This is a genomic window from Atlantibacter sp., assembly GCF_032062175.1.
Lineage (GTDB): Bacteria > Pseudomonadota > Gammaproteobacteria > Enterobacterales > Enterobacteriaceae > Atlantibacter.
The window spans coordinates 88,136-103,065 of record NZ_DAMBQK010000008.1 but is presented as its reverse complement, the minus strand read 5'-3'; the positions used below and the strand labels follow the sequence as shown (position 1 = coordinate 103,065).

At 47.1% G+C, this 14,930-nt stretch carries 13 protein-coding genes; 6 read left to right on the top strand and 7 right to left on the bottom strand.

Going from position 1 to position 14,930, the window contains the following annotated elements:
• Positions 1–32: 32 nt before the first annotated feature.
• The 7 genes from RT120_RS09820 to RT120_RS09790 all read right to left on the bottom strand — a co-directional run bounded on the left by RT120_RS09820 (position 33) and on the right by RT120_RS09790 (position 8,162).
• Entirely contained in the window at positions 33–494 is a 462-nt protein-coding gene (locus tag RT120_RS09820; RefSeq protein ID WP_312982188.1) for an NUDIX domain-containing protein, read from the bottom strand.
• On the bottom strand, positions 491–1,741 hold the full coding sequence (locus RT120_RS09815) for an SPASM domain-containing protein (RefSeq protein WP_312982185.1): 1,251 nt from the start codon (positions 1,739–1,741) through the stop codon (positions 491–493). Before RT120_RS09815 ends, RT120_RS09820 begins: the two co-directional genes overlap by 4 nt.
• A 1-nt stretch (position 1,742) precedes the next feature.
• Positions 1,743–3,020 carry a nucleotide sugar dehydrogenase gene (locus tag RT120_RS09810; protein WP_312982183.1) on the bottom strand — a complete coding sequence of 426 codons (1,278 nt, stop codon included), beginning with the start codon at positions 3,018–3,020 and terminating at the stop codon, positions 1,743–1,745.
• 29 nt (positions 3,021–3,049) lie between these two features.
• The gene (locus RT120_RS09805; protein WP_312982182.1) at positions 3,050–3,616 is read right to left on the bottom strand and encodes a hypothetical protein; all 567 of its coding nucleotides are present in this window, start codon (positions 3,614–3,616) and stop codon (positions 3,050–3,052) included.
• Positions 3,617–3,641: 25 nt separating this feature from the next.
• Complete coding sequence (locus RT120_RS09800) at positions 3,642–3,914, bottom strand: hypothetical protein (RefSeq protein WP_312982181.1); 273 nt, start codon at positions 3,912–3,914, stop codon at positions 3,642–3,644.
• A complete protein-coding gene (locus RT120_RS09795) occupies positions 3,889–4,740 on the bottom strand; it encodes a nucleotidyltransferase domain-containing protein (protein WP_312982179.1) in 852 nt (283 codons plus the stop codon). The genes RT120_RS09800 and RT120_RS09795 overlap by 26 nt, the downstream gene beginning before the upstream one ends.
• An 836-nt stretch (positions 4,741–5,576) precedes the next feature.
• Entirely contained in the window at positions 5,577–8,162 is a 2,586-nt protein-coding gene (locus RT120_RS09790; protein ID WP_312982177.1) for an ATP-binding protein, read from the bottom strand.
• A 377-nt stretch (positions 8,163–8,539) separates the two neighbouring features.
• Between RT120_RS09790 and RT120_RS09785 the strand changes: the two genes are divergently transcribed.
• The 6 genes from RT120_RS09785 (at position 8,540) to RT120_RS09760 (ending at position 14,710) form a co-directional block, all read left to right on the top strand.
• Positions 8,540–10,063: a sugar ABC transporter ATP-binding protein gene (locus RT120_RS09785; RefSeq protein ID WP_312982176.1), complete on the top strand. Its 1,524-nt coding sequence runs from the start codon at positions 8,540–8,542 to the stop codon at positions 10,061–10,063.
• A gap of 22 nt (positions 10,064–10,085) precedes the next feature.
• Entirely contained in the window at positions 10,086–11,075 is a 990-nt protein-coding gene (locus RT120_RS09780; protein WP_312982174.1) for an ABC transporter permease subunit, read from the top strand.
• A gap of 36 nt (positions 11,076–11,111) precedes the next feature.
• Positions 11,112–12,053 carry an ABC transporter substrate-binding protein gene (locus tag RT120_RS09775; RefSeq protein ID WP_312982172.1) on the top strand — a complete coding sequence of 314 codons (942 nt, stop codon included), beginning with the start codon at positions 11,112–11,114 and terminating at the stop codon, positions 12,051–12,053.
• An 80-nt stretch (positions 12,054–12,133) separates the two neighbouring features.
• Positions 12,134–12,817, top strand: a complete 684-nt coding sequence (locus tag RT120_RS09770) for a D-lyxose/D-mannose family sugar isomerase (RefSeq protein WP_312982170.1) — start codon at positions 12,134–12,136, stop codon at positions 12,815–12,817.
• A gap of 15 nt (positions 12,818–12,832) precedes the next feature.
• Positions 12,833–13,693: a ketose 1,6-bisphosphate aldolase gene (locus RT120_RS09765; RefSeq protein ID WP_312982168.1), complete on the top strand. Its 861-nt coding sequence runs from the start codon at positions 12,833–12,835 to the stop codon at positions 13,691–13,693.
• 9 nt (positions 13,694–13,702) lie between these two features.
• The gene (locus RT120_RS09760) at positions 13,703–14,710 is read left to right on the top strand and encodes a carbohydrate kinase family protein (RefSeq protein WP_312982166.1); all 1,008 of its coding nucleotides are present in this window, start codon (positions 13,703–13,705) and stop codon (positions 14,708–14,710) included.
• Positions 14,711–14,930: the final 220 nt, after the last annotated feature.

Here is a 14,930-nt window from a genome sequence, read left to right as displayed (position 1 = left end):
AAGAATGAATTAACTATAATTTTATTCGTCATTTAATCTTTCTCGCCAAGATCTTTTAATCGTTCATTTAGCTCCCAAGCTGCCGTACGATTGCTATCCCAAGTTTTAAATTTTACCAAATCTGAATATCTTATAAGCTTGAATTGTAAATGCTCATCACTAATACTAATTGCAGTAGTATTATCTAATTTAAGTGCAAAACTAAATTCTTTTACAGTATAAAAAGTTTTTGGCCAATACGCTTCGCAATCAAAGATACTGCGTGGCATAGTACAATAAGATTCCAAACGCAATAAATTTTCCTTTTTTGTGATTTGAATCCCTAACTCTTCTTCCGCTTCTCTTATTGCAGCATCATTAACATCTTCATTTTGTTCTACTCCGCCAGCAACCCATTGCCATTTGTTCATATCAGCTCTTTTGAGTATAAAAAAATAAAGCTCTCTAGAAATCACTTGATATGGGATAACTAGTATCTGAATAGGCTGTCTCATTTATTGTTACCTCCAAAATATATTTCAGCCTCAGAGATTATATTACTAATACCTGATATACCTTCTTTCTCGTAAATCTTCAGAAGTTTATTAAATAATTTATTAGAACGTGTTTTAAAGGGATCACATACTGAAGGACAAATTCCAGGAAGCTTTTCTTCTAAAGATTTCCTTTCCCTTGCTTCCCAAATAGTCTGGAAAGGTATATCAATCAAACTACCAAGCGTATACCCCCCTTTTTTGGGATGATAGTTGCATGGATAAAGATTCCCATCTGAACCTACCGCGGCCATCATTTTTGAAATAAAGCATTTTTCAAAATCTTGCTCTTGTTCTTTATCGTCATCCAGATCATGTATATTTATCAGTTTAAAATGATTATCCTCAAGATCATTTTTTATCTTATTAATTAGATTAAGACACATTTCTTTTTGCTGTGAATTTAGCATCCGCTCCCCATAGATATCTTTTTTTAACCTAAGAGTAGACACACCCATTTTCTTTAAATTAGACGCAAGAAGATATATCTCATTAAAATTATCAGGATAAAGGATACATGAGCAGTTTATTTCTAGATGTGTTTTGAATTCTTTCTTTGCGGCATTAAGTAAAGCTATATTTTTATATACTTTATCTAACTCAAATTTCTGAGAAGTTCTCCCACCACATTTAAGAGTGTTATATGTTTGGTTAGTACCCGCATCAATGCTTATATTTATGTAATCTAGCCTAGATAAAATATTACAGTTATTAATATCTATAAGTAAACCATTTGTAAATAAACCTGTCCGCTTTCCTTTATTTTTTATCATTCTTATTGCTGCAGTTATTGCCTTTTGTGCAATAAGAGGCTCGCCAGTTATCCCTGAGAAACTAATATTTTCTACCGAAAATTTTTTATTTATGTGATATCCGCCAATTTGTAAGTTAACGTTTTTTTCATATGATAATATATTATCAATTACCTTGATCATCTTTTTTTCATCATGGATAACATTCGGTAGTATATTATCATTTTTTTTAGGCATGTAATAACTATTACCTTTACCTTCAACTAGTATATGCTCACCTATACACCATTGGCATGTCAAATTACAATAGCTTGACGCATGAATTAACACTTCATAGGGTGGAATTATGATATTATTAAAATTGCATAAAACATTTTCCTTTCGTTTATACAGATTGAAAGCTTCATTATAATTACCAGGTATATCATTTCTTATCAGATTTAATAATCTATTCATTTCAACCTCTCATTACTGTGACATTATTCAATTTTAATAATTCGACTTTATCTAGGGTGTCATTTATATCCATTATTATAGAGTTATCATTTAATAAACTTTCTATTTCATGAGATGTAATATGCTTAAATTGCTCATGCTTTACAGTCACAATTAAAAAGTCTGATCTTCCTAGTAAACTTATTTCTTGATGAAAGTTAGGCAATAACGCTGCTGGTATTTTTCTATTATTAACAAGATAGTCATGAATTTTTACACTATATCCGTTTGCACATAATAAGTTTGCCAACTTGATAGATTGCGAGTTTCTTATATCTGCACAATTCTCTTTAAAAGCAAGACCTAAAATAGTAAAACTAGGATGGCTCATTGCTTTCTGTTTTATCAAGATCATTATTTTCTCAAACAATCTATAGTACGCTTCTGAATTTATTAACCTTGCAATTTTAATTAAAGGAAGATCAACATTTTTATTGATTCCATACTTTAAGAAGTAGTAAGGGTCTACGCTTATGCAATGTCCGCCGACTAATCCCGGTTTAAAATCACAGAAATTCCATTTTGTTGAGGCTAATTTAAGAATCTCAAATATGTCCAACCCATCTTTTTTAAATAAAGCATCAACCTCATTCATTAAAGCTATATTAACATCTCTTTGTGTATTTTCTAATAATTTAGAAGCCTCTGCGTGTTTAATATTATTTGTCCTGTGCAAGTTACTTTTGAAAACTTGGCTATACACTGCTTCTATCTTATTCAATCCATAGTTCGATTTACACGATATGATTTTGTCTATAAAAATAAAAGAGTTGAGCTTATCTCCCGGGTTTATTCTTTCAGGACTATATCCGACATAAAAATCATTTCCATTAGTGAGACCCGATACCTTTTCTAACAGAGGAATGCATATTTCTTCTGTAGTACCCGGGTACACAGTAGACTCGTAAACAACTATGTCATTTTTTTTAATATTCTGTGCGATTGTATTTGTTGCGTTAATTATAAAAGTTAAGTCAGGATTCTCATTACAATCTACTGGCGTCGGAACCGCAACGATATAAAAATTGACTTTTTCAAGTTCTGATTTTTCTGTTGTTATGGTTAAGTTTTTTATATCCAAATCTTTAAATGATATTTCATTGGTATCATCATAGCACATGTTCAATGAGCTAACCCTATACTGGTCAATATCATAACCAATGACTTTATATTTTTTAGAAAATTCTACTGCCAAAGGAAATCCAACATACCCTAATCCAATAATACCTATAGCATCCATATGCTTGCACAATAAAGGCATATTAATTTTCACTCTATGATTTGTGAACAATAAAATAAATCTTCTTTTAATAAACCAATGTGAATTAATGATTTATCTTTTGAATTAACATTTCTCAAAACTCTTATGGGTTTTGCCCCCCCTCGTAAAGCGTGATACATGTCCGAGTCAGAATCACCATAATATATGGTTATATTATATAATGAGATGAGAAAGCTTTTATTTTGATAATATTTATTTGCATGCAAAATAATAATATTATTTAAGTAAACGTTTCCTATTTTCTCTTTTAAGATGTTCCGTATTAATTTGTTTTCATTTTTATCTCTTCTTGTGATTATATATATCTTTTGTTTTTGCAGAATATGTTTGATCATAACCTTAATAACATTTTTATTATACTTTATAACCGTTTCTTTTTTATCATTCAGTACTTGGGTTATTAATGTATCATCAAAATCAAATCCAATATTTGGGTTTTTCCTATGATTAAAGACATCCATGCGGCTTTTTTCAATACCAAAAATATTTACATAGTCATTTATTTGATAAGGATATGGAGAACATTTAATTTGCCAATTTTCATTTTGCGGCATGCTAAACCACAAATATAATAAGATACTAATTGGTAATGTCATTTTTGATAACATCAATTATTTTTAGATTAATCAGTTCAATAATAACTTTTTCATCTCTGAAACTTAAGGTAAAATTTTCATTGATTTCATCAAATGTTCTCGGCAAAAATAAAAACCTTATTAGCTGCACTATTTGCGCCCCATCTAAAACTAAACATTTAGATCCCAGCGCCATAGAGCAAAATTTCTGTAGTATTACTTTGTTATGACCTTCAATTATTATGCGAACATCAACATTTATTTTGTATGCTTTCATAAAATTTGAACTCATTATGTTTTTTAAAAAGATCAATTTTCATTAATTGAAATTCAGTATTATAATAGTTAATTTCTCTTAACAAGTCTGAAATTTCAATCCTGTCTAGATTAGAAGTTCTATTTCTCACTATTAAGCTTTTATACCACTTTGTTACTCTATTTGTGGGATAATACTTTTCTAGCACAATGATTCTTGATTTGACTGATGGATTAATATAACCATTTAACGCCAAAAATATATCAACGTTTTTTGCGGCGCATTCAAGCGCTCTGCTATATGAATATAGGAGATGACCTGAAAGCAATGCCCCAATAGAATCTTGATAAATACCATAATAGTCGTTTTGCCTATCGAACACTAAAATAATGGATAAAGGAGAAATGTAAGGTGCCAAACATAAATCAGTCCCTGTGATTAGCATTCCGTTTCTAATCCTATCTAGTGCTTCTAGCTCCTCATTCCTAATCCCTAACCTTAAGGGGCTTTTATTATTTAATATAACATTTGCTTTTTCAATAATATTTTTTACCGCTGATGAAAGTTTCTGGAAAGATATTAGCCTGCAATCTATACGGGTATTATTAATGTCAATCTGCGTTAACTGCGCAGGTATTTCTTGATTATTACTTTCAACAACTACTAAAAGATCAACATCCGAGTAGTGATTATTTAAACCATATGCTATAGAGCCCCCAAAATAGACAGCCTTACTTTTAAAGTGTGATTCAGTTTTTGATCGTAAAATATCTAATGAAATTTCCCTTTCATTTATAAATTTGTTTATGTTTTCTGTGACGTTTTCCTTGCTGATGAAGTAAGTCATTTATCTTCCTTGATAGTTACTTTTACTATATGTTAATTTGAGGCTCTGGTAGGCGAGCCTCTTATAATTTTAAATACCTGAATTATTCGAACACGACATGCAAGACGTTAATATCCCCTGATTTAGCTTTATGTCCCGGGAGGCGCTTGTATCTTTAGATTTCTCTGACATGATTTGTGAACTCGTAACTTGAGTGCTCGTCTTACTTTCATTGGAATCAATACTTGCGTGCGATGAAAAAACGGCAACACTACTTAATGCTGTACATGTAAATCTATAAAAATCAGCTTTTGAAATATTCATATAATTCTTCCTTGTTCTATAAAATTAACGGTTAGCCATGTTTTCATATGGGCTAAATGAAAATTACCATCTTCAAACCGAATGTAAAGCCTAAAAATTATTTTAAAATATGTTAACTTGTTAATTGAAAATGTTTTTATATTTCAAGTGGATAGAATTAAAATTCATTTTTATAGTGAAAATACCAACGCAATATATTATATATTTATAATATATATTACTGATAATTTATATCCCTTGATTTTACTCATAATTGATTTTTATAGCTTGAAATTATTATCCGTGTTGTTATATACATTATACTGTGCGACATGTACTTCAATAATTAATATATTGCATGCGAGATTTTAGATTTATATTTTAATATCCATAAGTATAATCAATACATTTTTATTGCAATTATCATAATTACTTATAAAACTGATGAAACCACAGGTATTCAATACTTCTTACATTAACTATATTCATTTTATTTATAAAAAATCACCTTATAGAATAGTTTACCTTTTGAAAGCTCCTTTGTAGTAAATAAACTAAGTTTCAGTTCTATGTGATGTCATCATATTACGCAGCGCCTGCGCCAGCTGTACCTGAGTAAAGGGTTTACGCAACAACTCCACATCCGGCTGCGCCACCGGGTCTTGCGCGGTGCGTAAGTCCTGGCCGCTGATCAGCAGCCGGGCGATATGCGGATGATTAATCGCCGCGTAGTTCAACACTTCCGCGCCGCTTACGCCGCCGGGCAGCATCAGATCGCTAATCAGGATGCCGATCTCCCCGACGTTATCCAGCAGGCTAATGGCCTCCTCAACGGTCTGCGCTTCCAGCGTGATATAGCCCAGTTGGTGCAGTTGTTCGCACAGCGTCTGGCGCACATCGGCTTCATCTTCCAGCAACAACACCAGCTCATCTTGTGAAGACACATCAGGAATATCGACCGGCAGCGCCAGTTCACTGGCCGCCTGCGGCGCGCGCGGCAGTTGCAGGCGCACCGTTGTACCCTGGCCGGGGGCGGTATCGATTTGTACACGCCCGCCAGACTGGCGCACAAAGCCATACACCATCGACAGGCCAAGACCGCTGCCTTCGCCGGTCTGTTTGGTGGTGAAGAACGGCTCGAAGACGTGGGCCTTCACCTCGTCCGACATCCCGCAGCCGCCGTCGATCACCTCCAGCGTCACCATATCGTGCCGCCGCCCGTCGCCACGGGTCACGCGCTGGTTCCAGGTACGAATTTTGATGATGCCGCTGCGCCCTTCCATCGCGTCACGTGCGTTCATCACCAGGTTGATAATGGCGTTCTCCAGTTGGTTGACGTCAATCCACGCGGGCCATGCCGGTTGCTGTGCTTCCAGTTCCAGGGCCAGGGTCGCGGGCAGGGAATGGCGCATCAGTTCGACCAGGTTTTCCAGCAGCGCCTTGAGCTGTACGGCGCGCGGATTCAGGGATTGTTTACGCGAGAACGCCAGCAGGCGCTGGGTGAGCTGTGCGCCGCGTTCGGCGGCTTTTAGCGCGCGGGCGATGCGCGGCGCGTCCGGCGTATCGGGCGCGGTTAATTCCAGGCTACCGATTATCACCGCCAGCAGGTTATTGAAATCATGGGCCAGCCCGCCGGTCAACTGGCCGACGGCATTCATTTTCTGTCCGTGCACCAGCGCCTCTTCAAGCCCTTTACGCTCGGTGCGATCCAGCACCACGTTGACCATACCGCGACCCGGCACCGGGCTAAAGCGCAGCTCGATGGTGCGGTTGTCAGCCAACCGTAACTCCTGCGGATGGGGCAGCGGCAGCGCAAGGTTTTCCTGAATGTGGGCATCCTGGGGCGCGACGTGACGCAACAGCTGGAGATAGTGCTGGCCGCGCTGCACGCCTTCCGCCTCCAGGCCCAGCAGCAAAGGATATTGCGGGTTCCATACCACCAGCTCGCCGTGGCTGTCGAACAGCGCAAAGCCGTCGCGCATAGCGTGAAAAGTGGTTTCCAGTTGGGTGCTTTTTTCTTTCAGCAGCCGCGAGGTGTGTTCCAGGGACGCGGTATTACGAGCAAATACGTTAAATGCGCGGGCGAGTTCGCCAAGTTCATCGCGCCGCTGCTGCGCCGGAACGGTCACATCCCGCTCGCCGCGCGCCAGCCGCGCCATCGCCGTGGAAATCGCCGTCAGGTTCGAGCCGAGATTGCGGTAGATATACCACCCGGCAAACCCGGTGATAATCAGCGCCAGCGCGGCAAACACCGCGATAAACAGGATCATCGAGCGCAGTTCTTTATGGCTGGCGGCGGTACGCAGCGCCGACTCCTGCGCCACGCGTTTGACATAATGATTGATGTCGGTATTCAGAAACGCCACCAGCGCTTTGATGTGGTACATCGACCAGCTAATAGCAAGATCGCTCTCCGCCAGCGCGGCGGAGAGCGGATCAAGCTGGCCCAACTGTCGGGTAAAGTCCTGATAGATGCCGTTAACCAGCGGCTCGCGGAGCTGAGCGGGCAGTTGCTGCATTACCGCGTCGATTTGTTCCACCGTCGGGCGCGGCGACGGCGTCTGGATTGCCGCGTCGATCAGGCGATCCATTTCGATAAGCAGCGCAGGCGGGGGCAATGTTTCCCCGGCTCGCTGATTAAGCGTCTGAATATGATGGAGATAGCTTTGGTTTTGATACAGGGCGCTCAGTAGCGCGTTGCGTTCAAGATGGCGGCGATGGCCGCGCTCCAGCATCTGGGTCACGCTTTGCTGCAACTGGATGCTGCGGGAAATGATATTGCTGACCAGTTCCGGCTCCAGAGCCGCCAGCGGCGCCATTGACAGCAAATGCAATGAGCGCTGTAGCTCAAGCTGTGTTTGCTTTAACCGATCCGCTTCGCTTTGATACTCCAGCGCACCGACCACCTGGCTTAGCCGCACCGCCGCCGTGGCGACATTGGCGGTATCACGCGCCAGCGCCATGCTGCCAGTCATATCGCTGAGCGTCTGCTTCTGAACCTGCTCCTGCAACACGCTGGCGTGCCGAAAGCCGACAATCGCCACCACGCTCACCATCAGCGTGACCGACACCACCAGCAGATTAAAAAACAGTAACCGCCCGCGTGCGCTGGTCAAAAATCGGCTGGCTGGCTGTGTCATAACCCACTCCACTGGCGAAAACAAAACAGTAGCGCCTCGCAGTGTTCCCCGGCACGGTTGCGTTGCGGGAATGTGATCAATGTTAACTATTCAACATTTTACCCAAAATAATTCGTGGTGCAGAAAGGCGGCAAGAGAGTGACAAATTCGTCTGGAACGAATTTGACCAGCCAACGGCTGGCCTTCGGTGAGAGACAGGATGTCTCTCATTAATTCCCAGGAGCTTACACCAGTAAGTGACTGGGGTGAGCGAACGTAGCCAACGCATCTGCAACGCGAAGTATGAAGGGTATATGACAAATATGAATGGCTTTTGACATCATGCATTTATCTGGCAGTGGTCAATTGAAGGCACCTGACCCCGAATGGAGTGCGCCATGAACGCAACGCCTGTGCTGGAGATGCGCGATATTGCCAAAGCATTTGGCAAATTTTACGCGCTTAAAGGCGTCAGCCTGACGGTCTATCCCGGCGAGATCCACGCGCTGATGGGCGAAAACGGCGCCGGGAAAAGCACCCTGATGAAAATCCTCGCCGGGGCGTATACCGCCACCAGCGGCGAGATCCTGATCGACGGGCAACCTTACAGCATCAAAAGCCCGAAAGATGCGTTACAGGCGGGCATCACGCTGATTTATCAGGAGATGCAGCTCGCGCCCAATTTAACCGTCGCCGAGAATATTTTCCTCGGCAGCGAAATTTCCAGCGCCGGGCTGGTGAACCGCAAAGAGATGGTGGCGCAGGCCCAGAAAGTTATCGACCGGCTTGGCGCGCAGTTCCGCGCTACCGACCGGGTGATGCGACTGACCATCGCCGAACAGCAGCAGGTTGAAATTGCCCGCGCGCTGCATCGCAACAGCCGCATTCTGGTGATGGATGAACCCACCGCCGCTCTTTCTTCCCGTGAAACCCATCGCCTGTTCGAGCTGATTATGCGGCTGCGTAATGAAGGCATGGCGATTATCTACATCAGCCACCGCATGGCGGAAGTTTACGAGCTGTCCGACCGCGTCAGCGTGCTGCGCGATGGCCAGTACGTGGGCAGCCTTGAGCGTGACCAGCTGAACGCCCAGGAACTGGTACGCATGATGGTGGGCCGCCCGCTGAGCGATCTGTTTAATAAAGAGCGTGATATCCCGCGCGGCGAAGTCCGGCTCGCGGTGCATCATCTGACCGACGGCGAAAAAATCCAGCCGGTCAGCCTGGAGGTACGTGCCGGTGAAGTGGTCGCGCTGGCAGGTCTGGTCGGCGCGGGCCGTTCTGAGCTGGCGCAGCTGATTTTCGGGGTGCGCAAAGCCACCGGCGGCAGTATCGAAATCGACGGCAAACCGGCGGTGATCCACTCCCCGCGCGATGCTATCGATCGCGGCATCGGCTTTTTAACCGAAAACCGCAAAGAGCAAGGGCTGTTTCTGGAAATGGCGGCGCAGGAAAACATCACCATGGCGACGCTGGAACGCGACGCCAGTTACGGGCTGCTGAATCGCAAAAAAGCGCAGTCGATTTCCGATGACGCTATCGCCACGCTCAATATCCGCGTGCCCCATGCCCAGGTACGGGCGGGCGGATTGTCTGGCGGCAACCAGCAGAAGCTGTTGATTTCCCGCTGGGTCGCCATCGGCCCGCGCATTCTGATTCTGGATGAACCGACGCGCGGCGTGGACGTCGGCGCAAAAAGCGAGATTTACCGCATCATGAACCAGATGGCGCGCCAGGGCGTGGCGATCCTGATGATTTCCAGCGAGTTGCCGGAAGTTGTCGGCATGAGCGACCGGGTGTATGTGATGCGCGAAGGCAGTATTGCCGGGGAACTGAACGGTCTCGGCATCACCCAGGAAAATATCATGACGCTGGCTACCGGCGTTGACGATTCACGGCACAAGGCGGTGCGCAATGACTAACTCTTCCCAAAAGGGGCCAACCATGACGCCATCCACTTCACCCGCCCCAAAATCCGCCTCAGTGAAAAAAATGCTGATGGGCGACATCATGCAAACGGTGGGAATTTTGCCGATTCTGATCCTGATCGTGGCGGTATTTGGCTTTATCGCGCCCAACTTCTTTACCGAAAGCAACCTGTTGAATATCACCCGTCAGGCGTCGATCAATATCGTGCTGGCGGCGGGAATGACCTTCATTATTTTGACCGGCGGGATTGACCTGTCGGTGGGTTCAATACTTGGCACCACGGCGGTGGCGGCGATGGTGGTCTCGCTCTCCCCGGAACTGTCGATGCTGTCGATGCCTGCGGCGCTGATGTTAGGGCTGGCGCTCGGTTTGTTTAACGGCGCGCTGGTGGCCTTTGCCGGGCTACCGCCGTTTATCGTCACGCTGGGGACCTACACGGCGCTGCGCGGCGCGGCGTATCTGCTGGCGGATGGCACCACGGTCATCAACTCCAATATCGGTTTTGAATGGATAGGCAACGCCTACCTCGGCCCTATTCCCTGGCTGGTGGTGATTGCGCTGCTGGTGGTGGCGATTTGCTGGTTCATTCTGCGCCGCACCACGCTGGGGGTTCATATCTATGCGGTAGGCGGCAACATGCAGGCGGCCCGTCTGACCGGCATCAAAGTATGGCTGGTACTGCTGTTTGTTTATGGGATGAGCGGGCTGCTTTCCGGGCTTGGCGGGCTGATGAGCGCATCACGGCTGTACAGCGCCAACGGCAATCTGGGGATGGGCTATGAGCTGGATGCGATTGCGGCGGTTATTCTCGGCGGCACCAGCTTTGTTGGGGGCATCGGCACCATCACCGGTACCCTGGTGGGGGCGTTAATCATCGCGACCCTCAACAATGGCATGACCCTAATGGGCGTTTCTTACTTCTGGCAACTGGTGATCAAAGGGGCGGTGATCATCATTGCAGTGCTGATAGACAAGTACCGTACCCGTCACCATCAAAGTGCATAACAACAATACCCTACTCCCTATATGAGGAAGAGAAATATGCGTTTGAAACCTCTTGTCACCGCGCTTTGCGTAGGTGCCATGCTGGCCGCCGGCGGTGCCGCCCAGGCCAAAGAGTTAAAATCCATCGGTGTTACCGTGGGCGATCTCGCCAACCCGTTCTTCGTGCAGATCACCAAAGGGGCGGAGCTGGAAGCACGTAAGCTGGCGGGCGACGGCGTGAAAGTGACGCTGGTGTCCAGCGGCTACGATTTGGGTCAGCAGGTGGCGCAAATCGATAACTTTATCGCCGCTAAAGTGGACATGATCATCCTTAATGCTGCGGACTCCAAAGGCATCGGCCCGGCGGTGAAACGCGCCAAAGACGCCGGGATTGTGGTCGTGGCGGTTGACGTGGCGGCTGATGGGGCTGATGCCACCATCACCTCAAACAACACCCAGGCCGGAGAAATCGCCTGTAAATACATTACCGACCGCCTGAAAGGCAAAGGCAATGTGGTGATCATCAACGGACCGCCGGTATCCGCCGTACAAAACCGTGTGGAAGGCTGCCAGACCGAATTCAAACGCCATCCGGATATCAAAGTGCTCTCCTGGAACCAGAACGCCAAAGGCAGCCGCGAAGGAGGGCTGGAAATAATGACCTCGCTGCTGGCGGCGAATCCGAAGATCGACGGCGTATTCGCGATCAACGATCCAACGGCGATAGGCGCAGATCTGGCGGCGAAGCAGTCGCAGCGTAACGAGTTCTTTATCGTCGGCGTGGACGGATCGCCGGATGCGGAAGAAGCCCTGAAACGCGATAACTCGTTGTTCGTGGCGACGCCAGCCCAGGACCCGCAGGTGATGGCGGCCAAAGCGGTGGAGATCGGTTATGACATCCTTCAGGGCAAACCTGCGCCGAAAGAACCGGTGCTGATCCCGGTGACGATGATTGATAAGAACAACATCGGCACTTACAAAGGCTGGACGGTGAAATAACCTTCAGGCGAGGGTGAGGGGCGCCTCTGCCTCTCACGCCTCTTCTTCAGGCAGAGAACACACTCTACCAGGGAGATGCAATGAAACGCTCTGAAATCAATGAAATCATCGGCCACACACGCCAGTTTTTTTCCCGCCATGATGTGCATCTGCCGCCGTTTGCCAGCTTCGCCCCCACAAAGTGGCGCGAACTGGATGAAGCCAGTTGGGCAGAGGTCTTCGACTTAAAGCTCGGCTGGGATGTGACCGCCTTCGGCGGCAATAATTTTACCGCCCAGGGGCTGACGCTGTTTACCCTGCGCAACGGCTCGGTGGACGGCGTTCCCTGGCCGAAAAGCTATGCCGAAAAAATCATGCACGTCCGGGATGGCCAGGTGACGCCGATGCATTTTCACTGGCGCAAACGGGAAGACATCATTAACCGGGGCGGCGGCAATTTAATTATCGAAATCTGGAATGCAGACCAGTACGAACAACCCGAACAAAGCGATGTCACGGTGGTCATCGATGGTTGCCGACAGACGCACAGCGCCGGCAGCCAATTGCGCCTCGCACCAGGGGAAAGCATTTGCCTGACACCCGGCATGTACCACAGCTTTTGGGCTGAAGCCGGGTTTGGTGATGTGCTGGCAGGTGAGGTCTCAACGGTAAACGACGACGACCGTGACAATCGCTTCCTTAAACCCCTTGAACGGTTCAACGCCATCGAAGAGGACGAGCCCGCTCAACTGGTGTTGTGCAATGAATACCGCGTTTTCCGTTAATTCCAGGAGGCCAACATGGCATTGATTTCGCTTGCAGACGGACTGGCCCACGCCCGTCAGCACGGCTATGCGCTCGGCGCGTTTAACGTGCTGGATAGCCACTTTCTGCGCGCGCTTTTCGCTGCGGCAAAGCAGGAGCGCTCACCGTTTATCATCAATATTGCAGAAGTGCATTTTAAATACGTGTCGCTGGATTCACTGGTGGAAGCCGTGAAATTCGAGGCGGCGCGCCACGATATTCCGGTCGTACTCAACCTCGATCACGGCCTGCATTTTGAGTCGGTTGTCCGGGCGCTGCGTCTCGGGTTTAGCTCAGTGATGTTTGATGGCTCAACCCTGAGTTATGAAGAGAACGTTCGCCAGACCCGGGAAGTCGTGAAGATGTGCCACGCGGTAGGCGTATCGGTAGAAGCGGAGTTAGGCGCAGTAGGCGGCGATGAAGGCGGCGCGCTGTATGGCGAAGCGGACAGCGCGAAATTCACCGATCCCGCGATTGCCCGCGAATTTGTCGACAGTACCGGTATCGACGCTCTGGCGGTCGCCATCGGCAATGCCCACGGTAAATATAAGGGCGAGCCGAAGCTCGATTTCGACCGGCTCAGCGCCATCAGCCAGCAAACCGGTATTCCGCTGGTGCTACATGGCGGCTCGGGGATTAGCGATGCCGATTTCCGGCGCGCCATCTCGCTGGGCATCCATAAAATCAACTTTTATACCGGTATGTCTCAGGCGGCGCTGGGTGCGGTGGAACGGCGTATGGCAGATCGTAAGCCAATGTATGACGAATTCGCTGAGTTGCTGCTGGGGATTGAAGAAGCGATTACCGATGTGGTGGCGGAACAGATGCGCACCTTTGGCAGCGCGGGGCACGCGTAAGGAGAGATAATGAGCGAACGGAAAGGCGTTATTGCCGCTGGCAATATGCTGGTGGACCATGTCCATCAGATTGTGAAATGGCCGGAGCCGGGTTGGTTAACAGAAATCATCCGCAGTGAGCGCTCCACGGGCGGCGCGCCGCTTAACGTTTTGCTCACCCTCGCGAAAATGCATACCGGCCTGCCGCTTCAGGCGGTGGGCCTTATCGGCGAAGATCATGATGGCGATTTTGTTATGGCGATGCTTGAGCAATACCACGTCAATCGCCAACACGTGCAGCGTACCTCATTCTCGCCAACGTCGATGACCCAGGTCATGACCGATCCCAGCGGTCAGCGCACCTTTTTTCATTCTCCCGGTGCGAACCGGTTGCTGGATTTACCGGCATTTGATCATCTCGACAGCAGGATGAAGATTTTCCATCTTGGCTATTTATTGCTGCTCGATAGCCTGGATTTACCCGACGCTGACTACGGCACGCGCAGTGCCCGCTTGCTGGCGCAGATGCAACAGCAGGGCTATCAAACTTCGCTGGATTTGGTGTCGCGCCAGGGCGATCCACGCTATCAACCTTTAGTCATGCCCGCCCTGCCCTGGCTGGATTATCTGGTGATTAATGAACTGGAAGCCGGCGAGTTTAGCGGCCAGGCAATGCGTAAGGATGACCATACCCCGGATATTGACGCGATCGGCGCTGTCGCCAGGCAGTTGCTGAATGCCGGTGTGCGTCAGCGTGTGGTGATACACTGCCCGGAAGGCGCGTTTGGTGTTGAATCCGGCGGTGAGGGTCTGTGGATAGCGTCAATGACATTAAGCCAGGAGGAGATAGCCGGTAGCGTCGGCGCAGGCGATGCGTTCTGCGCGGGCCTGCTATACGGTAGCCATGAAAGCTGGTCGCTTTCTGACAGTATTTTACTGGCGCATGCCTGTGCTCGGGCGAGTCTGTTATGTGCGAATGCCATCGACGGCGCAAAAACGCTCGCTGAATTAACGCTGGATATTCAGAAAAGGCGCTAGTAAAACCATTAATCAAAAGTACCATCAATAAATTATTAAACTTCTGCGAGGTTAATTCCATAACAATGAAAAATCGCGCCTAAAATTACATCGCAGATTTTATGGTATTTTATCGACGGACATTTAATATAGTCAGCGGGTGCTTAAGGCTTTCTGTCTTAAGTGCATCACTGAACGAGAGACAGAAAGAGAAAAGCCCCGGGCAATATTTCTATTAACC